Source organism: Amycolatopsis acididurans (assembly GCF_012328925.1).
Lineage (GTDB): Bacteria > Actinomycetota > Actinomycetes > Mycobacteriales > Pseudonocardiaceae > Amycolatopsis_E > Amycolatopsis_E acididurans.
On sequence record NZ_JAAXLS010000005.1, the window covers coordinates 134,231 to 152,878 of the forward strand.

The 18,648-nt window shown below is 69.0% G+C and carries 19 protein-coding genes; 11 read left to right on the forward strand and 8 right to left on the reverse strand.

Translation table 11 applies throughout. The features are described 5' to 3' along the window. Positions 1-244 precede the first annotated feature (244 nt). Positions 245-883, forward strand: coding sequence for a hypothetical protein (locus HFP15_RS10790; RefSeq protein WP_168514228.1), 639 nt, complete (start codon positions 245-247; stop codon positions 881-883). A gap of 126 nt (positions 884-1,009) precedes the next feature. Further along, positions 1,010-1,660, forward strand: coding sequence for an NAD(P)H-binding protein (locus HFP15_RS10795; RefSeq protein WP_168514230.1), 651 nt, complete (start codon positions 1,010-1,012; stop codon positions 1,658-1,660). Here the strand turns inward: HFP15_RS10795 and HFP15_RS10800 are convergent. Further along, complete coding sequence (locus HFP15_RS10800) at positions 1,657-2,964, reverse strand: D-arabinono-1,4-lactone oxidase (RefSeq protein ID WP_168514232.1); 1,308 nt, start codon at positions 2,962-2,964, stop codon at positions 1,657-1,659. The two genes, HFP15_RS10795 and HFP15_RS10800, sit on opposite strands and share 4 nt — an antisense overlap. 84 nt (positions 2,965-3,048) lie before the next feature. On the opposite strand from HFP15_RS10800, the gene HFP15_RS10805 reads away from it, so the two are divergent. Beyond that, positions 3,049-4,236: an amino acid deaminase/aldolase gene (locus HFP15_RS10805; protein WP_168514234.1), complete on the forward strand. Its 1,188-nt coding sequence runs from the start codon at positions 3,049-3,051 to the stop codon at positions 4,234-4,236. A gap of 31 nt (positions 4,237-4,267) precedes the next feature. Here HFP15_RS10805 and HFP15_RS10810 read toward each other — a convergent pair whose 3' ends face one another. Then, a complete protein-coding gene (locus HFP15_RS10810; RefSeq protein ID WP_312871528.1) occupies positions 4,268-4,888 on the reverse strand; it encodes a TetR/AcrR family transcriptional regulator in 621 nt (206 codons plus the stop codon). Between the two features lie 121 nt (positions 4,889-5,009). Here HFP15_RS10810 and HFP15_RS10815 point away from each other — a divergent pair, with 121 nt between their 5' ends. Further along, the gene (locus tag HFP15_RS10815) at positions 5,010-6,218 is read left to right on the forward strand and encodes a glycoside hydrolase family 1 protein (protein WP_168514238.1); all 1,209 of its coding nucleotides are present in this window, start codon (positions 5,010-5,012) and stop codon (positions 6,216-6,218) included. Next, positions 6,215-7,462, forward strand: coding sequence for an MFS transporter (locus HFP15_RS10820; protein ID WP_168514240.1), 1,248 nt, complete (start codon positions 6,215-6,217; stop codon positions 7,460-7,462). The genes HFP15_RS10815 and HFP15_RS10820 overlap by 4 nt, the downstream gene beginning before the upstream one ends. 352 nt (positions 7,463-7,814) lie before the next feature. Here the strand turns inward: HFP15_RS10820 and HFP15_RS10825 are convergent, their stop codons facing one another. Together HFP15_RS10825 and HFP15_RS10830 are read right to left on the reverse strand one after the other, a co-directional pair. Next, positions 7,815-8,207, reverse strand: coding sequence for a hypothetical protein (locus HFP15_RS10825; protein WP_168514242.1), 393 nt, complete (start codon positions 8,205-8,207; stop codon positions 7,815-7,817). A gap of 13 nt (positions 8,208-8,220) precedes the next feature. Continuing rightward, on the reverse strand, positions 8,221-8,559 hold the full coding sequence (locus tag HFP15_RS10830; protein WP_168514244.1) for a hypothetical protein: 339 nt from the start codon (positions 8,557-8,559) through the stop codon (positions 8,221-8,223). Positions 8,560-8,852: 293 nt separating this feature from the next. Between HFP15_RS10830 and HFP15_RS10835 the strand changes: the two genes are divergently transcribed. Both HFP15_RS10835 and HFP15_RS10840 read left to right on the forward strand, forming a co-directional pair. Then, the gene (locus HFP15_RS10835; protein ID WP_168514246.1) at positions 8,853-10,235 is read left to right on the forward strand and encodes a helix-turn-helix transcriptional regulator; all 1,383 of its coding nucleotides are present in this window, start codon (positions 8,853-8,855) and stop codon (positions 10,233-10,235) included. Positions 10,236-10,429: 194 nt separating this feature from the next. After that, the gene (locus HFP15_RS10840) at positions 10,430-11,278 is read left to right on the forward strand and encodes a phosphotransferase enzyme family protein (RefSeq protein WP_210717085.1); all 849 of its coding nucleotides are present in this window, start codon (positions 10,430-10,432) and stop codon (positions 11,276-11,278) included. Between the two features lie 142 nt (positions 11,279-11,420). Here HFP15_RS10840 and HFP15_RS10845 read toward each other — a convergent pair whose 3' ends face one another. The 4 genes from HFP15_RS10845 to HFP15_RS10860 all read right to left on the reverse strand — a co-directional run bounded on the left by HFP15_RS10845 (position 11,421) and on the right by HFP15_RS10860 (position 14,330). After that, the gene (locus HFP15_RS10845; protein WP_168514248.1) at positions 11,421-12,443 is read right to left on the reverse strand and encodes a CopD family protein; all 1,023 of its coding nucleotides are present in this window, start codon (positions 12,441-12,443) and stop codon (positions 11,421-11,423) included. A 34-nt stretch (positions 12,444-12,477) separates the two neighbouring features. Further along, entirely contained in the window at positions 12,478-13,008 is a 531-nt protein-coding gene (locus HFP15_RS10850) for a copper resistance CopC family protein (protein ID WP_168514250.1), read from the reverse strand. Next, on the reverse strand, positions 13,001-13,744 hold the full coding sequence (locus tag HFP15_RS10855; protein ID WP_168514252.1) for a YcnI family copper-binding membrane protein: 744 nt from the start codon (positions 13,742-13,744) through the stop codon (positions 13,001-13,003). Before HFP15_RS10855 ends, HFP15_RS10850 begins: the two co-directional genes overlap by 8 nt. Before the next feature lie 61 nt (positions 13,745-13,805). Further along, the gene (locus HFP15_RS10860) at positions 13,806-14,330 is read right to left on the reverse strand and encodes a hypothetical protein (protein ID WP_312871529.1); all 525 of its coding nucleotides are present in this window, start codon (positions 14,328-14,330) and stop codon (positions 13,806-13,808) included. Between the two features lie 314 nt (positions 14,331-14,644). On the opposite strand from HFP15_RS10860, the gene HFP15_RS10865 reads away from it, so the two are divergent. Genes HFP15_RS10865 through HFP15_RS10880 form a run of 4 tightly spaced genes read left to right on the forward strand, consistent with a single transcriptional unit; the run spans position 14,645 to position 18,195 of the window. Continuing rightward, on the forward strand, positions 14,645-15,292 hold the full coding sequence (locus tag HFP15_RS10865; RefSeq protein ID WP_168514254.1) for an ABC transporter permease: 648 nt from the start codon (positions 14,645-14,647) through the stop codon (positions 15,290-15,292). Then, a complete protein-coding gene (locus HFP15_RS10870; protein WP_312871530.1) occupies positions 15,279-16,466 on the forward strand; it encodes an ATP-binding cassette domain-containing protein in 1,188 nt (395 codons plus the stop codon). The genes HFP15_RS10865 and HFP15_RS10870 overlap by 14 nt, the downstream gene beginning before the upstream one ends. Beyond that, positions 16,463-17,239, forward strand: a complete 777-nt coding sequence (locus tag HFP15_RS10875) for an ABC transporter permease (protein WP_168514256.1) — start codon at positions 16,463-16,465, stop codon at positions 17,237-17,239. Before HFP15_RS10870 ends, HFP15_RS10875 begins: the two co-directional genes overlap by 4 nt. After that, complete coding sequence (locus tag HFP15_RS10880) at positions 17,236-18,195, forward strand: glycine betaine ABC transporter substrate-binding protein (protein WP_168514258.1); 960 nt, start codon at positions 17,236-17,238, stop codon at positions 18,193-18,195. The genes HFP15_RS10875 and HFP15_RS10880 overlap by 4 nt, the downstream gene beginning before the upstream one ends. Positions 18,196-18,648: the final 453 nt, after the last annotated feature.

Sequence of the window (18,648 nt, forward strand, 5' to 3'; positions counted from 1 at the left end):
TTCGGCGGTACGGAAATCCCCTGGGTAGCGCCGTTCGACTCGTCCTCACCCGTTCGGTCGCAGGGTCGGACTGAAGTCCCATGACCGCTTATCGACCGGTCACCGACCGTTGGACGCCGTCGATCGCAGCTGGTCCGGTAACCCGAAGACCCGCGGCCCGCGCACTGGTACTCAAGTCATGTGCCACTTTTCACGAGGGGGAAGTGGCCCGCGGACGCAGTGCTGGCGAGAAGGAGGCGGACTCGTGGCGGTTACACCAGGGCACACCGGCGATGCGGTGGTGGCCGGCGGAACCCGGTCATTTCCCACCCGGGTGGTGCCGCCGGTCGAGCTGCCGGCCAGCACCTCCTACCTCGCCGAAGCCGCCGCGGCCCAGCTCGGCTGGAAGGGCGTCGTGCTGCCCGAGGTGACGATGCTGGGGCGTCGCGTGTGTGTCGTGGCGCGGCTGCGCACGGACGTGCACGCCGAGCGGATCGCCGTCGGTATCGGCCCGGTGACCGACCGCACGACCGTCGCCACCTGGACGTGGCCGGAGTTCACGGCGACCGCCCCCGCCCCGGCCGCCGACATCGTGGGCGTGCTCGCCGTCGGCAGGCACTGGCGCACCGCGATGGCGGCCACCGTGCCGTTCGCCCGCTACGGCGAGGCCGCGATGGTGCTGCCGACACCCGCGGTGCTGACCAAGGACTATGTGGACAACTGCCTGCCGCGCGCCCGCTCCTTCGGCCTGTCCGTCGTCTCCGCCGACCCGGAGGCCGCCGTCGCACTGGACCTCGAAGGCACCCGCGAGCGCCTGCTCCTCCCGCAGGACGCCGTGTGGCGCTGGGTCAACGAGATGGTCTACGAGCAGCTCCTCGCCTCCTACGACCTGCCGGTGGCCTGATTTCGAGACCGTGGAGAGCTGCGTAGCGGTGCGGGTGGCGGTGCGAGCCGCCGTCCTCACAGTAAGCGGCTGCCGCCGCGTTTCATGGCCTGCGGCCATCCGCTGCGTCGCAGTACCCTCGCGGACATGCGAGTCGTGATCGCCGGAGGGCACGGGAAGATCGCGTTGCTGTTGTCGCGGCAGCTCGCCGCGAACGGTGACGACGTGGTGGGCATCATCCGCAAGCCGGAGCAGGCGGCCGACCTGCGGGATTCGAGCGCCGAACCGGCCGTGCTGGACCTGGAGAACGCGAAACCCGCCGAGGTCGCCGAGGTACTCGAGGGCGCCGACGCCGCCGTCTTCGCGGCCGGTGCGGGGCCGGGCAGCGGCAAGGCACGCAAGGACACAGTGGACCGTGGCGCCGCCGCCCTGTTCGGGGCCGCGTGCGAGCTGGCCGGGGTCCGCAGGCACATCCAGATCGGCGCGATGGGTGTCGGCCGGCCGCCGCGGCCGGGGACGGACGAGGTGTTCGCCGCATATCTGCAGGCCAAGGAAGCGGCCGAGGAGGACCTGCGTGGCCGCGATCTGGACTGGACGATCCTGCGTCCCGGCCGCCTCACCGACGAGCCCGGCACCGGCGAGGTCCACCTCGCGGACTCCGTCGACTACGGCGAGATTCCCCGCGCGGACGTGGCCGCGGTGATCGTCGCGCTGCTGGAGGAGCAGCGCAGTTACCGCCGCACGCTCGAAGTCGTCGGTGGCAACAGCCCGATCGACGAGGCGATCACCCGCATCTAGCCCACCGGCCCCAGCACCCGGTCCAGGTACGGGTTGGTGAACACGCCCGCCGGGTCCACTTCGGAGCGCACCCGGCGGAAGTCGTCGAAGTGCGGGTACAGCTTCCGCAGGTCGTCCGCGTCGAGGTTGTGCATCTTGCCCCAGTGCGGCCGCCCGCCGACCTCGGCGGCGATCGCCGCGAACCCGGTGAAGTACTCCAGGTAGGGCATCCCGACGAACTGGTGAATCGCGACGTAGGCCGAATCGCGTCCGTTCGCCGTGGACAGCCAGATGTCGTCGGCCGCCGCGACCCGCACCTCGACGGGGAAAGCGACCGGAGTGGACAGTCGCGGTACGAGCGCCCGCAGTTCGCCGAGCACGTGCGGCAACGATTCCCGCGGCACCGCGTACTCCGATTCCACGAACCGGACACCCCGATGGGTCACGAAAACCCGGTGCGAGACATCGCTGTACTCGCGTGCCGACAACACGGCCGACGCGAACCGGCCCAGCGGGCGGGTCAACCGCGGCACGGCGCGCCCCACCCGGCACAACGTGCCGAACGCGGCGTTCTCCATGATCTCGTAGTCGACGAACCGCCGGGCCCGGGACAGCGGCTTGGCCACCGCGCCCGCGGGTAGCCGGTTGTTGCGCTTGACCAGTGCGTTGGCGCCGTAGGGGAACCAGTAGAACTCGAAGTGGTCGTTCTCCTCGGCGAACGCGTCGAAGCCTTCCAGTACCTCGCCCAGCGGTTCCGGACGTTCCTGCGCGGAGAGCACAAAGGACGGTTCGCACTTGAGCGTGATCTGGGTGAGCACCCCGAGCGCGCCGAGGCCGACCCTGGCCGCATGGAACAACTCCGGCCGCCGATCCGCCGAGCATGTGACCACCGAACCGTCGGCCAGCACCAGTTCCAGCCGCGCGATCTGGGTGGCGATGCCGCCGAACCGTGCGCCGGTGCCGTGGGTTCCGGTGGACACCGCGCCCGCGACGGTCTGCGCGTCGATGTCGCCGAGGTTGGTCATCGCCAGGCCGAGCGCGTCGAGTTCCTGGTTGAGCTGCCGCAGCGTGGTGCCCGCGCGGACGGTGACCTCGCCGCGTTCGGGGTCGACGGAGGACACGCCGGTCCACGCGCCGAGGTCGAGCGCGTCGGATTCGGCGACCGCGATCGGCGTGAACGAGTGCCCGCTGCCCCGCGCGCGCAGCCGCCGCCCGTCCACGGCGACATCGGTGACGAGCCGCGCGATTTCGCCGACGTCGCGCGGCGTGTGCACCCGGCCGGGGTTGGCCGTGGCGGTGCCGGCCCAGTTGGTCCACCGGTTCATGGAGCCTCACTGTTCGAGTGGTGTGACGAAACCGTAGGTGAAGAATATTCGCTTTTCAAGCGGGCCTGTCGTACCGTTCTTGCCATGACCACGCCCGATGAGGCCGTGTACGACCAGGCGACGAAAGATCTCGATCCGCCACTGGCCATCATCGACCTCGACGCGTTCGACGCCAATGCCGACGACATCGTGCGCCGGGCGGCGGGCACCCCGGTCCGCGTGGTCAGCAAGTCCGTTCGCTGCCGCGCTCTGCTGGAGCGCGCGCTCTCCAAGCCCGGCTTCTCCGGCCTGATGTGCTACTCGCTGGCCGAGGCACTGTGGCACGTCGAATGCGGCACCAGCGACGACATTCTCGTCGCCTACCCGACTGTCGATCACGGGGCCCTGCGCAGGCTCGCGACGAGCGAACGCGCCCGCGACACGGTCACCATCATGATCGACTCGACCGAGCACCTCGACATCGTCGACGCGGCCGCCGGTCCCGGCCATCCGGACATCCGGGTGTGCCTCGAACTCGACGCGTCGTGGTGGCCGCTGCGGCTCGCCCACGTCGGCACCCGCCGCTCGCCGGTGTTCACCGCACGGCAGGCCGCGAGCCTGGCGAGAAAGGTTGTGGCGCGCAAGGGTTTTCGGCTCGTCGGGCTGATGGCCTACGAAGGGCAGATCGCCGGGCTGCCCGACGCGGCGGGCGACCGCACGGACGCGGCCGTGCGGTGGATGCAACGCCGTTCCGCGCACGAACTGGCCGGGCGGCGGGCCGAGGCGGTGCGTGCCGTGCGCGCGATCGCGGATCTGGAGTTCGTCAACGGCGGAGGTTCGGGCAGCATCGAGCTGACGCGCGCGGAGCCCGCGGTCACCGAGGTCGCGGCGGGCTCGGGACTGATCGGCTCGACGTTGTTCGACGGCTATTCGCGGTTCCGGCCGCGGCCTGCCGCACTGTTCGCGCTGCCAGTTGTCCACAAGCCCACGCGGGGCATCGCCACGCTCTTCGCGGGCGGCTACATCGCCTCCGGACCCTCGACCGACTCGCGTCAGCCGTCGCCGTTCCTGCCCACGGGACTGCGTCTGCTCAAGATCGAGGGGGCGGGCGAAGTGCAGACACCGGTGCGCGGCAAAGCGGCCCGTGACCTGCGGCTAGGCGACCGGGTCTGGTTGCGGCACGCCAAGGCAGGCGAACTCGCCGAGCGGTTCGCCGACTACCACCTCGTCGCCGACGGACGGCTGGTGCGGACGGTGCCGACCTACCGCGGCGAGCACCAGTGCTTCGGATAGCCGGCGGTCCACATGTCCACAGGCCTGTGGACTACTCGCCGAGCCTGCTCGCGAGGTAGCCCTTGATCAGGTGCTTGGCCTCGTCGACGATCTCGCTGTCGCCCTGTGGATCGCGGTGGAAGGCCAGCTTGAGCACCGCGTCGGCGGCCTCGATGGCCACCGTCATGGCCAGCGGCAGCTTGTCGCCGGACAGCGAGACGTACTTGCGCACCAGTTCGGTCAGCGAGTCCGCGATGACCTTGTTGTTGTTGCGGTCCGAGTCGAGCAGCTGGCGATCGACGACGTCGCCGAAATGCACCTTGGAAAAGCCCGGCACCACGCGGTGCATGTCCAGGTAGATGTCGAGCACCGAATCGACCACGTCCCACCAGTGGCCGGGGTCCTCCGTGGCCAGCCGCTCGCTGACCGCGCCCATGAACCGGTCGAGGTTGCGCTGGGTCAGCGCCTGCACGACGGCGCGTTTGTCGGGGAAGAACTGGTACAGGGAACCGACGGCGACCCCGGCCCGCTTGGCGATGAGCGTGGTGGTCAGCGCGTCGTAGCCCACCTCGTCGATGAGTTCCGCGCTCGCGTCCAGCATCTGCTCGACACGCTTCGCGCTGCGCTGCTGCACGGGCTGGCGGCGCAGCGGGGTCGCCTGGGTCTCCGACACGTGTGCTCCTCCTGATGCTCTGAACTGCGACTTTAGCGTGCCGAAACGCTTCCCCCCGGACGAGGGAACGGCTATTGTATGAGAAATTTTCATATTTCCCTCGGCGAAAGGTGCGCCGCCTGTGGAAAGCCCGAACTTCCCGCCCGACTTCCTGTGGGGTGTGTCCACGTCAGCCTTCCAGATCGAGGGCGCCACGGATACCGACGGCCGCGGACAGTCCATTTGGGACACATTCACCGCCGCGCAGGGGAAAATCCTCGCCGACGATCACTATCACCGCTACTCCGAGGACGTCGCGCTGCTGGCCGAGCTCGGCGTCGGCGCCTACCGGATGTCCTTCTCCTGGCCCAGAATTCAGCCGAATGGAGTAGGAAAGCCCAATCCCGCTGGTCTCGCCTTCTATGACCGGCTGCTCGACGCGGTGTGCGCGGCCGGTGTCGCGCCGGTCGCCACCGTCTACCACTGGGACCTGCCACAGGCTCTCGAGGACGCGGGCGGCTGGTTGAGCAGGGACACCGCGGACCGGTTCGCGGAGTACGCGAGCGTGCTCGGCGAGCACTTCGCCGATCGGGTGAAAATGTGGATTCCACTGAATGAACCGATGGTCACGTCGGTCTACGGCTACGCGACCGGCGAGTACGCGCCGGGTAAGACACTGCTGCTCGGCGCGATCCCGACGGCGCACTACCAGCACCTCGCGCACGGTCTGACGGTGCGGGCGCTGCGGGCGGCAGGCGCGACGAGCATCGGCACGGCCAATCACCATTGCCCGGTCTGGCCCGCCTCGGGCGGCGCGGCCGACCACGTGGCCGCCGCCTGGCTGGACGCGCTACTCAACCGGCTGTTCGCCGAACCGGTGCTGCTCGGCCGGTATCCCGACGAGATGCTGCCCTACCTGCCGCCGGGGTTCGAGGACGATCTGCCGGTCATCGCGCAGCCCATCGATTTCTACGGCGTGAACTACTACGAACCGCAGGTCGCGGCCGCGCCCGGCGAGGGAAACCCGCTGCCGTTCGAACTGCGTGCCGTCGAGGGCTTTCCCCGCACCACCAACGATTCGCCGATCGTGCCGGACGGGCTGCGTGAGCTGCTGGTCGAGCTCAACGGTCGCTATCGGCTGCCCCCGGTGTACCGGCACCTGTTCGCCCTGCGTGCCGCGATGGACGCCGGGGTGGACGTGCGGGCATATTTCGTCTGGTCGCTGCTGGACAACTTCGAATGGTCCAAGGGCTACGCGCCGCGTTTCGGTCTGGTGCACGTCGACTACGAGACGCAGCGCCGGACCCCGAAGGATTCGTTCCGCTGGTATCAGAAAGTGGTGAGCGCATGACCGACACGCAGCTCCCGGCGGCGCTGGCGGAGCCGACCGTTCGGGTCCGCGGCGGCTGGACGACGCTGCTGTTCCTCGCGAACATCGGTCTCTGGCTCGGCATCTATGCGCCGATCCAGGTGCTGCTGCCCGAGCAGGCCGAGCTGCTCGACGCGGCGAACAAGGAACTCGTGTTCGGCGTCGTCACCGGAGTGGGCGCGATCGTTTCGCTGTTCGCGAACCCGCTGGTCGGGCTGGCCTCCGACCGCACGCGTTCGCGGTTCGGGCGGCGTCATCCGTGGACGATGCTGGGCGCGGTGATCGGCGCGGCCGGCCTGGTGGTGCTGGCGCTCGCGGGCAACGTCGTGGTGATGACGGTCGGCTGGTGCCTGGTGCAGGCCGGCCTCAACGGAATGCTCGCGACGCTCACCTCGGCGGTTCCGGACCGGGTGCCGGTGGAACAACGCGCCACGATCGGCGGGCTGGTCGGGATCAGTCAGATGCTCGGCACCGTGCTGGGCGCGGTGGTGGTGACGGTGCTGATCACGGATCTGGCGGGCGGGTACGTCGCGTGCGCCGTCGTGGTCGTCGCGGGGGCGGCCGTGTTCGTGCTGCGGACACCGGATCTGGCGTTGCCGAAGGAATGGCGGCCGTCCAACCGCTGGCGCGACATGCTCGCCGAACTGTGGGTCTCCCCGCGCGAGCACCCGGATTTCCTGTGGGCGTGGGGCTGTCACTTCCTGATCAACCTTGGCAACGCGCTCGGCACGTTCTTCCTGCTGTTCTTCCTCAAGGACGCGGTGCACTACCCGGATCCGGATACCGGACTGCTGATCATGATGGGCCTCTACGGGGTGGCGCTGGTGATCGGCGGCGTCACGGTGGGCGCGCTGTCGGACCGTTCCGGCAGGCGCAAACCGTACGTCCTGTTCGCTGTGCTGGTGATGGCCGCGGCGGCTTTCGTCCTGACGGCGTGGCAGACCTGGCCCGCCGCGCTCGCCGCGTCCCCGCTGCTGGGCGTGGGTTTCGGCGCCTACTGGGCGGTGGCGCTGGCGATCCTCACGCAGGTCCTGCCTGCCGCACAGGACCGCGCCAAAGACCTGGGCGTGGTGAACATCGCGAACCTATTACCCCAGGTCATAGCCCCACTGGCAGCAACAGTCATCCTGTCGAACCTGGGCGGCTACCGATCCCTCTTCGCGGCCGCAGGCATCGCAACCCTGGCCGCGGGCACCCTAATGGCCCGCGTCCGCACAGTGCGCTAACGAAAAGGACCAAACGAACGCTGGTTCAGACCTAAGCCTCCACCTGGCCAACGCAGGGAGCTAGCACCGTGGGGGTCTGGGGGGTCGCCCCCCAGAAACAAGGCATCGGCCGCCAACCGGGAAGCGAGCCAACGCGAGCGAACAGGGTGGGCCCGCGGGCCGGTGCCGGTCGGGGGAGGGGAGTGCAACGGCACCGGCCCGCGGAGTTCTCGGGGTCGCCTTAGCGGGCGGGGCATGAGCGCAAGCTGCCGTCTGCAACTTCACAGCCAGCGCTCATGATGATCAACATAGCGGCGGATTGGGTGGTCCGCTAGGGGTTAGGTGTTACTTTTTTCGATTAATCCGCGAGTGGTCAGTGGGTCGCGACCTGCGGGATAAGCGCGTGCCGGCCGGTGGCTTCGGCGCTGCGGGTCTGCGTGGGCACGGCGGCCGAGGAGCGGCGCGCGGCTCGGCGCAGGTCCCGCTGCGGCGCGAGTCCGCCCGCGACGAGGTGCTCGTGTGCGACCTGCCAGACCGAGCACGGCGCCTTGCAGCGGTGCCACCGGGTGGAGCAGGTCGGGCAGTCGCCGCGCTCGTCGGGCTCGTGCTTCTCGAGCATCGCGCGCCAGCCTTCGGTGAGCCGGGGCAGCTCGGAGCGGGCAACCGACACCAGCGACTGGGCGTCCGCGCGGGTGGCGAGATCGGCGAGCATGTCCAGCCGCTCCCACACCGCGTCGCGGAGGACCTTCCCTAGGATCTGATCCACGGAGAACTCACCGTCACCTTTCCGTAAGCTTCGCGGCTTCGTTGAGCGCCGCCCGCAACTGGCCGAGCTGGCCCGCGGTCAGTCGTGCGGTCTCACCGGGCGGGCCGACGAGCACCACCTGGTCGTCCTGCACGAGCACGGTCACGCACCGTTCGCGGTTGATCATGTCGCCGCACTGCACACGCCATACCAGCTGCCCGCCTTCGTACCGGCGCACCTGCGCGGCGCGCGGGTCGGTGACCGCGGGCACCGCCGAGCGGGCCGCCAGGCCGGCGTGACCGGCGGGGCGCACGGGGCCCCTCATCGCCTGTGCGGTCGCACGTGCTGCCGGGATCGAGTCCAGGAACTCCACCGCGTCAACTCCGCTCTGTCGGTTCGGGTCTTGCATGTCGCGTCTTGTCGTTGCTCTGTGTGATCGCGGGCAGTGCCCGGTCGCTCACGGAGAACTGATATCTAGATTGAGGTGAACCCGAGCGGAAGAGAAGCCGAACCGCCGTCATAGCGGCGACCGGCCCGGGTTCCACGGTAAGCGGTCGGGATAGTTCGGTCCGGCCGATCAGACTCGGCAAACGGCGTTTCGCGCGGTTGAATGGGTATGCCTACGCTGCGAATCGACGCCCAAGGTGGACTGTGAGGGGGCGCAACATGGATGCCAGTAGCGCTGCGGATGCCCGGCAGGGGCACCCGATCTCTGCTGATGTCTGGGAGAAGCGCGAGATGCGCGAGGCGCTCGCCGCGCGTGAAGTCAGTGCCGTCTACCGCAACTTGCGGAAGGAAGGCATCTCCCAGCGTCAGATCGCCGCGCTGACCGGCCAGTCACAGTCCGAAGTGTCGGAGATCCTCAAGGGACGCCAGGTCATGGCCTATGACGTGCTGGCGCGGATCGCCGACGGCCTTGGCGTCCCCCGTGGATACATGGGCCTCGCCTACGACGAGGCCACCGAGATTCAGGTCGTCGGCGCAGCCGACGAGCAGCAGGCTGAGGAGGACGAGTCCGTGAAACGGCGGAACTTCCTCGCGCATGCCGCCCAGGTCACGATGGGCGCGGCGGTCTTCGGAACGTCGCCGCAGGCTTGGGGGGCTAGTCCCGCGAGGACGCCGGCACCGGGGCATATCGGGATGACCGATGTGCGCCAGGTGGAGGCCGCGACGAGGGCGTTGCGGGCACTCGATTACCAGTACGGCGGCGGTTTCTGCCGCGATGCCGTGGTGGCGCAGCTGTCCTGGGGACAGCAGATGCTGGACTCTTCGGCCACCAGCCCGGTCAAGTCCAGACTTTTCGTCGCGCTGGCCGACCTGCACAGTCTCGCGGGCTGGACCTCGTTCGACACCGGGCTGATGGACTCCGCGCGCGGGCATTTCGCGAACGCCCTCGAGCTGGCCAAACAGGGCGACAACAACCCGCTGGTGGCGAACATCCTGTACCGGATGGGCCGCGTCTACCTGCACCAGGAGGCGCCGAACGACGCGCTGAAGCTGTTCCAGCTCGGCCAGATCGCGGCGCAGGAGTCCGGTTCGGAGCTGGCCATCGCGGTGCTCGCGGCCAACCAGGCCTGGGCCTACGCGATGATGGAGAACGAGGAGCAGGCGTTCAAGCTGCTCGGACTGGCCAAGGACGAGTTCGCCCGCGCGAACCTCGCCGAGGCCGAGGACTGGGTCAAGTTCTTCAACGAGACCGACGTCTACGCCATGATCGGCACGGTGCACACGGTGCTCGCGCGCAAGGTGGACCTCAAGCACACCAAGTACGCGATTCCCGCGCTGACCAAGGCCGTCGGCGACTATGGCGAGGACATGCAGCGCAGCAAGACGTTCAACCTGAGCGCGCTGGCCACGAACCACCTGCTCGAGGGTGATATCGACCACGGCGCCAGAGTGGGAAGGGCCGCGCTCGAGGCGGCCGAGGGGCTGAAGTCGGCCCGCGTCAAGGACCGCATGTTGCCCTTGAAGGAAGAGGCCGACAAGCGCAAGAACAACCCGGACGCCCGCGATCTGGCCGAGCGTCTCGGCACCTTCTACGCCGCCTGACCAGGCGCCACCTTGGGGGCACCGTCGTGACCACCGAGAAATCCCGCCGCAGGCTCCGCGAACGCGGCGTCCGCGCACCCGGATCTCGGGTCGAGGCCGCTCCCGCCCGTCGTGCCCACAAGCACGTCCGGGACAGGTGCGGCACCGCCCCGGCCGCCGAAGGCCGTTTCACCAGGGAAAAGCTCGACGAGGCGCTGGCGCGGACCTGCGCCGTGCTCGGGCTCGACCACCGCGGCGCGCGGCTGCTGAGGTTCACCAACAACGCGGTCTACGCGCTGGCCGGCGCCCCCGTGGTGGTGCGGATCGTCGGTTCGCGGACGCTGCGCCACCGGGTGGCCAAGGTGGTGGCCGTCGCGCGGCATTTCGAGCGGCACGACATTCCCGCGATCCGCCTGCTTCCCAGTGTCGACCAGCCCTTGCACGTCGGCCAGCACGTGGTCACGGTGTGGCAGTACGTCGAACCGGTCGCCCGGCGCGCGAGCGCCGCCGACCTCGGGCGGCTGCTGCGCCGTGTGCACGAGCTGCCCACACCCGCCGACGTGCCGGAATGGGCGCCGCTGGCGGACGTGCGGGCCAGGGTCGCCGACGCCGAGGAGATCGACCCCGGTGACCGGCAATTCCTGCTGCACCGCTGCGCGGCGGTCGAGGCCGCGCTCGGCGAGCTGGAGTTTCCGCTGCCCAGGGGCCTGATCCACGGCGACGCGCATCCGGGCAACGTGATCGTCGGCGCCGGCGGTCCGGTGCTGTGCGATTTCGACTCGGCGAGCGTCGGGCCGAGGGAATGGGACCTGACACCGCTGGCCGTCGGCCGGGAGCGGTTCGGTGACCCCGCCGGGCGCTACCGGATGCTGGCCGACACCTACGGCTTCGACGTGGCCGCCTGGGAGGGCTTCGACGTGCTCAGGGCGGCCCGTGAGCTGAAGCTGACCACCAGCGTGCTGCCTATCCTGCGCAGCCATCCCGAGGTGCGTGGCGAGTTGCGCAAGCGGCTCGACGATCTGCGCTCGGGCCACAGCCACGGCCTGTGGGCTCGCTACCGCTGAAACCCGGTGACATTCGCCGATGGTTCGTGACCGCTTGTCGTTTGTGCATCTGCACGTGCATTTAGTAGTAAATTCGGCTCAACTAGTCACCCCGGATCGGACTAAGCGTCACTCGCAAGGTGCAATTTGCAGCTACAGCACGTTACGACGCCGGGGCGCGGGTCAGCACCACCGCGAACCCGAAGGCCAGTCCCATCACGGTGAGTTCGAGGCTCGCCCACATCGCCAGTGCGGTGCGCTCGTGCCGCATGATCCTCGGAATGAGCCGCCACCGCAGGTATCCGCCCAGCCCGCCGATCGCCGCCGCGCACACCATCTTGAGCACCACGAGCCTGCCGTAGGGCGTGCCGAACAGGCCGTGCCAGAACCCGATCGTCGGGTTCACCAGGATCTCCACGCCCGCATTGAACAGGCCGGTGACCACCGTGAGTGCCAGGCACAGCGTCGCGAGCTTGGAGAACCGCGGCAGCGCGTGGGCCAGCAGCGTGCGGTTCGTCGCGAGCAGTACTCCCATCGCGCCGAGCCCACCCGTCCAGGCGACGGCCGCCATTACGTGGAGTTCCATCGAGATCATCGTGTAGTCGTGGAAGTTCCAGTTCGACGCGTGTCCCGTGACCGGCAGCGGGAGCAGCGCGAACAGGCCCACCCCGACGCGCACCTCCGCGGGCACCTTCTCGCCGTGACGCAGCGCGAGCACGCCGAGTGCGGCATGGGCCAGCGCGAGCCCGGCGACCGCGAGCAGGGCCTTGCCCGCGCCGATCTCCACGACGTAAGCCCAGATGTCGCCGAAGCCGATCGTGCTGTGGCCGGGCCGGAACTCGACGGTCTGCAACACCAGTGTGACCAGCGCGGTGACCGCCCACAGCAAGGCGCTCGCGACCGCGGCGGGCCTGGCCACCGCGAGTACCGGCTCGGTCAGCTTCGGCCGGTCGTAACCGACGAGCACGGACAGCAGCGCCAGCCCGATCGTGGCGACCGCCGCGAGGTCGAGCACCACGCGCACGACCGGGATCGCGACCGAGACCACCTCGCTCGCCTGCGCCACCCCCGGCACCGGCGCCGCCGCGGTGAGCGCGACGCCGATCAGCACCCCGGCGAGCGCGGCGGTGATCGCGGTGATCAGGGGCGGGTAGTTGACGCGCGAGGTGATCTCGGCCGGTTTCATGCCTCGACCGCTCCCCGCTGTGCTCCTCGCCGGGTCATTGCTCCGCGTTCCTGCCCATCCGCAACGCGACGGTCAGCCCGAGGCCGAGCAGCACGACCGCGCCGACGATCCACACCCACACCGGCACGCCGCCGCCCGAGCCGCCGGACTGCGCGGCGGTGCCGGTCGCGGCGTTGGCACTGGCCGGCGTGCCGGTGCCCGCCTTGGTGAGGGTGAAGGTGTACTCGCCCTCGACGGCGTGCCCGTCGGCGGAGAGCACCCGGTACCCGACGGTGTAGGTGCCCGCCGGGCCGAGCGGCCGCATCGGTGCGCTGACCACGTTGCTGTTGATCTCCACGCTGCCCTCGGCCCACTGCGTGTTGCCGGGGCCGAGCACGGAGATCTGGTTGATGTCGCCGCCCTGCACCGGCGCGTCGAACGTCAGCGTGATCTTCGCGGGACCGGTTTCGAGGGAGGCGCCCTTGCCGGGATCGGTCGAGATCAGCACGTTGTGCGCCAATGCCGGGGTGGCCATGCCGAGCATGGCGGCCGCCGTGAGCGCCAGGGTCGCGAGCACCTTACGCATTGGACTTGCCCGCCTTGCGCGAACGCAGCACCGCACCGCCGCCGACGCCGAGGCCGAGCGCCCCGACGATCAGTCCGGCACCGCCGAGCCAGCGTGCGGTGTCGTCGGTGCCGCTGCTGCCGCCGGAACCGCTCTCGCCCGAGCCGGAGGCCATGGCGGCGTGGTCGTCGCCGCCCGCGGACGCGGCGGCCAGCTTGACCGTCGGCGCCGGGTGCTCCGGCTCCGCACCGCCGGTGGACACCTGGTCCCAGCTCACGACCTGGCCGTTGTCGTAGGTCTGGATCGCGGGCAGCACCAGCTCATCCACAGTGGACGGAAGCGTGGACGCGGTGATCTCGAAGTCCTGGTACTCCGCGTCGCCCTTGGCGATCCCGGAGCCCGGCTGCGCGGTGAACACGATCTTCGTGACCGGGTTGGTCACATCGAGGTTCTTGCCGTTCTTCACCGGTGCGGGCAGCTGGGTCTTGGTGACCTCGGCGGTCCAGCCCGGAACGGGCTTGTAGCGAACGGAACTGAGTGCGTACTCGGGTTTGAAGTCGATCTCGACCTTGGTGGTCCCGGCGTCGGCCTCCTCGTTGGGGACGCGCAGCACGATGGCTCCGCTGCCGCCCTTCTGCGGTTCGCTGCCGTAGATGTCGGCCGTGACGTGCGCCGAGGCGACGCCCGCGCCGAGCAGGCCGGTTGCGCCGAAGGCGACCGCGACGACGGTCGCGCGCAGCGCGCGATGAGTAGACATGAAGGTGCATGCTCCTGAATGTGTTGGGGCCAGCGCGTTGCGCTGGAGTGAAAGAGGAATTTCAGGAGCAGCACGGCGGGCCGCGGCGGCCGTGAACACGTTTTAACAGCACCGACATCAGCGGGACGTCCGGTGCGCAGACGACGGGTGCCGGGGCCGGTCCGGCCGGGACGGGTGGTTGTCCCCGGACGACGAGCGGCAGCAGCCCCAGCCGGGACACCGCCACCCGCAGCATCCACTCGGCACGCGCCACCAGCAGTGCGGTGACCGCGGTCGCCGTCGCGTGCGTGAGGTACATGTCGGCGTGTGCCGGGCCCATGTGCCCCGCGAGCTCGGTCAGCACGAGGTGCATGGCGGCCTGCGCCACGCCGAGGACGGCGAGGATGCCGAGTGGTCCGCGGACCTTCTCCGCCAGCGCAGACCCCGTCCAGCCGACGAGTGCGGTCAGCAGCAGCGTCAGCGCCGTGTTGGGCAGTTCGCCGTCGGCCAGTGCGTGTGCGGTGACGGCCAGTCCGGCCGAGCTGGACGCGAGCAGGACACCACGCACGGTGCGAAAGCCACCATGCGATCGGGGGTCTTTGCTCACCCGCACAGCCTAGGAGACGCGCCAAGACGATCACGAGCTTGTCTCATGTGGTGAGCGCTACGTCGGCGCGTGTCGCCGGAAAAAGGTGAAAAAAGGTTATCTTTCCTGGTCAGGTGTCATGCGAACGAGCGACACAGGGGACTTTGGACGGTCGCGATAGTTGCTCACCGCCATGTTTTGCGGAACGGTGAGCTGGCCATTAACCAACGCAGTCGGTCTACGGGGGTCCGCACTGACGTGCTGAACAGGGCGCTCCCATGCCCGGCTCGTTGGTCCGAACGAGTGACCTGGATCGGGAGGGAGGGGCGCCCCGCGTGAACCTGTTCGAGTACGTGGCAGACCGGTGGAGCAGGCTTTCGTTGCAGGCGTGGCTCCACGTCAGCGAGGTCGTGCAGGCCACAGTCATCGCCGCCGTGTTGGGCGTGCTCATCGGAGTCGCGGTCTACCGCAGCCCGATCGGATCGGCGTTGGCCACCGCGCTGGCCAGCACGATCCTGACCATTCCGTCGTTCGCGCTGATCGGGCTGCTGATCCCGATCGTCGGGCTGGGTGTCGCGCCCAGCATGATCCCGCTGGTCGTCTACGCGCTGCTGCCGATCGTGCGCAACACGATCGTCGGCCTCGGCGGCGTCGATCCCGCGGTCACCGACGCCGCGAAGGGCATCGGGATGGGCCGCTTCGGCGTGCTCACCCGTGTCGAACTGCGGCTCGCCTGGCCGGCGATCCTCGCCGGGATGCGTGTCGCAACCCAGATGCTGATGGGCATCGCGGTGATCGCCGCGTACGCGAAGGGACCCGGCCTCGGTTCCGAGGTGATCTCCGGGCTGACCCGCGCGGGCAGTGCGAACGCGACCAACCAGGCTCTCGCCGGAACGATCGGCGTCGTGATCCTCGCGCTGATCCTCGACGGCATCTACGTCCTCATCGCCCGCTTCACCGTGCCAAGGGGTGTCCGTGTCTGAAACGATCGAAACCACAGCGAACACCACGTCGGACGGCGCCGTTTCGGGCGTCGAGATCCAGTTGGAGCACGTGACGAAGCGGTACGCCGGTTCACGTGAACCGGCCGTCGACGACGTCACTATGACCATTCCCGCCGGGAAGATCGTCATCCTGGTCGGCCCGTCCGGCTGCGGCAAGACGACGACCATGCGGATGATCAACCGCCTGATCGAGCCCACCTCCGGCAAGATCACCATCGGCGGCGAGGACGCGCTCAAGCTCAACCCCGACCGGCTGCGCCGCAAGGTCGGCTACGCGATCCAGCAGGCCGGTCTGTTCCCGCACTTCACCGTCGCGCAGAACATCGCCGTGGTACCGGGGTTGCTCGGCTGGGACAAGAAGAAGATCAACGACCGGGTCGAGGAGATGATGGACCTGGTCGGGCTCGACCCGAAGCAGTTCCACAACCGCTTCCCGCGCCAGCTCTCCGGCGGTCAGCAGCAGCGCGTCGGCGTGGCGCGTGCGCTGGCCGCGGACCCGCCGGTGCTGCTGATGGACGAGCCGTTCGGCGCGGTCGACCCGATCACGCGCGGAAACCTGCAGGACGAACTGCTGCGGCTGCAGTCGGAACTGCACAAGACGATCGTGTTCGTCACGCACGACTTCGACGAGGCCGTGAAGCTCGGCGACAAGATCGCGGTGCTCGGGCCACAGTCCCGCATCCTGCAGTACGACACCCCGGACGCGATCCTGGCCAACCCCGCCGACGACACGGTCGCCGGTTTCGTCGGCGCCGGCGCCTCGCTCAAGCAGCTCACCCTGCTGCGGGTGCGCGACGTCGAGCTGAACGAGGCTCCGATGACCGCGGCGCAGAGCGAATCGCCCGCCGAGGTCCGGCAGCGGATGACCGACCAGGGCGTCCGGTACGCGCTCGTCCTCGACGACCGGCGCCGTCCGGTCCGCTGGGTGCACGTCCGCGACCTGGTCGCGGCCACGTCGCTGACCACGGCGGGCAAGCCGATCGGGGACATGGTGAGCCTGCAGTCGACGCTGCAGGACGCGCTCGAAGCGATGCTGGTGGAAGGCGGCGGCGTCCCGGTGACCGGTTCGCGTGGTGAGTACGTCGGCACCATCCAGCTCGACACGGTGATGGCGACCATCCAGCGCCTGCGCGAGGAGCACACCGAGTCATGACCACCACCGTAGAAAGCGGTTTCTCCACCGAATCCGGTTCGCGCCGCGCGGATCGCGCACGCCTGTTCGCCCAGCCCGCCGCTGTCGTCGTCATCGTCGGCGCGGTGCTGATCTGGGCGATGACCAGGAACAACGACTCGATCGAGAAGGAAAGCCTCAACTGGAGCACGCTGCTGGGCGACACCTGGCACCACCTGCTGATCACCATCGCCGTCGCGGTGATCGTGGTCGTCATCTCGGTGCCGCTCGGCATGATGCTCACCCGGTCATGGGCGCGGCCCGTGGCGCCGTTCTTCCTCGCCATCGCCAATATCGGGCAAGCAGCGCCCGCGCTCGGCGTGATCGTGCTGTTCTTCCTGTGGACCAGCTGGGAAGGCTTCTGGTGCGCGGTACTGCCGATCGCGTTCTATTCGCTGCTTCCCGTGCTGCGTAACACCATCGTCGGCATCGACGCGGTCGACCCGGCGCTCACCGACGCCGGCCGCGGCATCGGGATGTCCGGCGCCGGGGTGCTGTTCCGCATCGAGATGCCGCTGGCCATTCCGCTGATCCTCGCCGGTCTGCGGACCTCGCTCGTGCTGGCCGTAGGCACCGCGACGCTGGCGTTCTTCGTCAACGGCGGCGGGCTCGGCGAACTGATCGACACCGGTTACAAGCTCAACCGCACGCCGGTGCTGATCGTCGGTGCCGTGCTCGCGGTCGGACTGGCGCTGCTCATCGACTGGATCGGCGCGGTGCTGGAGGAGCTTCTCGGACCGAGGGGGCTGTCATGAGGAAAGTCGCCGCGATCATCAGCGCGGCCGTGCTCGCCACGTCGCTGACGGCGTGCGGGCTCAACGTCAACGCCGCGCTGCCCTACGACGTCAAGCCAGGGTCGATCCGGCCGGTGCCGAGCCTGCAGGGGGTGAAGGTGACGGTGGGGTCGAAGGACTTCACCGAGAACATCATCCTCGGATATATCGCCGAACTGGCGCTGTCCGCCGCCGGTGCCGACGTCATCGACATGACGAACATCGCCGGGTCGAACAGCGGCAGGCAGGCGCTGCTCAACGGGCAGATCGACCTGATGTGGGAGTACACCGGCACCGGCTGGATCTCCTACCAGGGCAACACCGAACCGATCCCGGACGAGCGCGCGCAGTACGACGCGGTGAAGGCCGCCGACGAGAAGAAGAACGGCATCACGTGGCTGGACTACTCGCCGGTCAACGACACCTACGCGTTCGGCACCACGGAGGCGTACGCGCAGCAGCACAACCTCAAGACCAACTCGGACATGGCCGCGTTCCTCAAGCAGCACCCGGACCAGGCGGTGTTCTGCGTCGAGACCGAGTTCGCGTCCAGGCAGGACGGGTTCCCGGGGGTGCAGAAGACCTACGGCTTCCCGGCCACGAACGTCAAGACCTTCGGCACCGGTGCGATCTACTCGGCGATCGCGGCCGGCACCTGCAACTTCGGCGAGATCTTCACCACCGACGGCCGGATCGCGGGCCTGAACCTGCGCGTGCTGGACGACGACAAGAAGTTCTTCCCGCAGTACAACGCCGCCGTGACGATGAAGCAGTCCTTCCTCGCCGCACACCCGGCGCTGGCGAACGTGCTCGTGCCGGTCGGCAAGGCGCTGGACAACAAGCAGATGATCGAACTCTGCAAGGAGGTCGACGTCGACGGCAAGGACGCCGGCGAGGTCGCCCGCGACTGGATGATCTCCAAAGGCTTCATCAGCTAACCGCGAGTCCAGACTTGCGTGCGGCCGAGTCCAGACTTGCGCGCTCGCGAGTTGAGGCTTGCGTGTGGGCGAGTTGAGGCTTGCGCGTTGCCGAGTTGAGGTTTGTGCGTGGCCAGGCTCGGGGGCGTGCGGGCTGGCGGGCTCGGGTTTGTGGCCTGGCGGGCTCGGTTTGTGGCCTTGGCGAGTTGAGGTTTCCGCGCGGCCGAGTCTGGGTTTACGCGCTACCGAGTTCGGGTGTGTGGGCTGGCGAGTCCGGCTTTGTGTGCGGCCGAGTCCGGGTTTGCATGCGGTCGGGTTCGGGTTTGCATGCGGTCGGGTTCGGGTCTGCGCGCTGGCGAATTGACGTTCGCGCGCTGCCGAGTTCAGGTTTGCGTGCGCCCGAGTTCGGGTTTGTGCGGGCGGGCTCGGGTTCGGCGAGTCCGGGTCGGCGCGCGGCCGAGTTCGGGCTGGCGC

Excerpts from the sequence above, each read along its gene's own strand:
- HFP15_RS10835 (WP_168514246.1), top strand. The coding sequence starts at position 8,853 with ATGGATGCCAGTAGCGCTGCGGATGCCCGGCAGGGGCACCCGATCTCT.
- HFP15_RS10800 (WP_168514232.1), bottom strand. The coding sequence starts at position 2,964 with ATGAACCGGTGGACCAACTGGGCCGGCACCGCCACGGCCAACCCCGGC.
- HFP15_RS10805 (WP_168514234.1), top strand. The coding sequence starts at position 3,049 with ATGACCACGCCCGATGAGGCCGTGTACGACCAGGCGACGAAAGATCTC.
- HFP15_RS10880 (WP_168514258.1), top strand. The coding sequence starts at position 17,236 with ATGAGGAAAGTCGCCGCGATCATCAGCGCGGCCGTGCTCGCCACGTCG.
- HFP15_RS10845 (WP_168514248.1), bottom strand. The coding sequence starts at position 12,443 with ATGAAACCGGCCGAGATCACCTCGCGCGTCAACTACCCGCCCCTGATC.
- HFP15_RS10855 (WP_168514252.1), bottom strand. The coding sequence starts at position 13,744 with ATGTCTACTCATCGCGCGCTGCGCGCGACCGTCGTCGCGGTCGCCTTC.
- HFP15_RS10850 (WP_168514250.1), bottom strand. The coding sequence starts at position 13,008 with ATGCGTAAGGTGCTCGCGACCCTGGCGCTCACGGCGGCCGCCATGCTC.
- HFP15_RS10875 (WP_168514256.1), top strand. The coding sequence starts at position 16,463 with ATGACCACCACCGTAGAAAGCGGTTTCTCCACCGAATCCGGTTCGCGC.
- HFP15_RS10820 (WP_168514240.1), top strand. The coding sequence starts at position 6,215 with ATGACCGACACGCAGCTCCCGGCGGCGCTGGCGGAGCCGACCGTTCGG.
- HFP15_RS10795 (WP_168514230.1), top strand. The coding sequence starts at position 1,010 with ATGCGAGTCGTGATCGCCGGAGGGCACGGGAAGATCGCGTTGCTGTTG.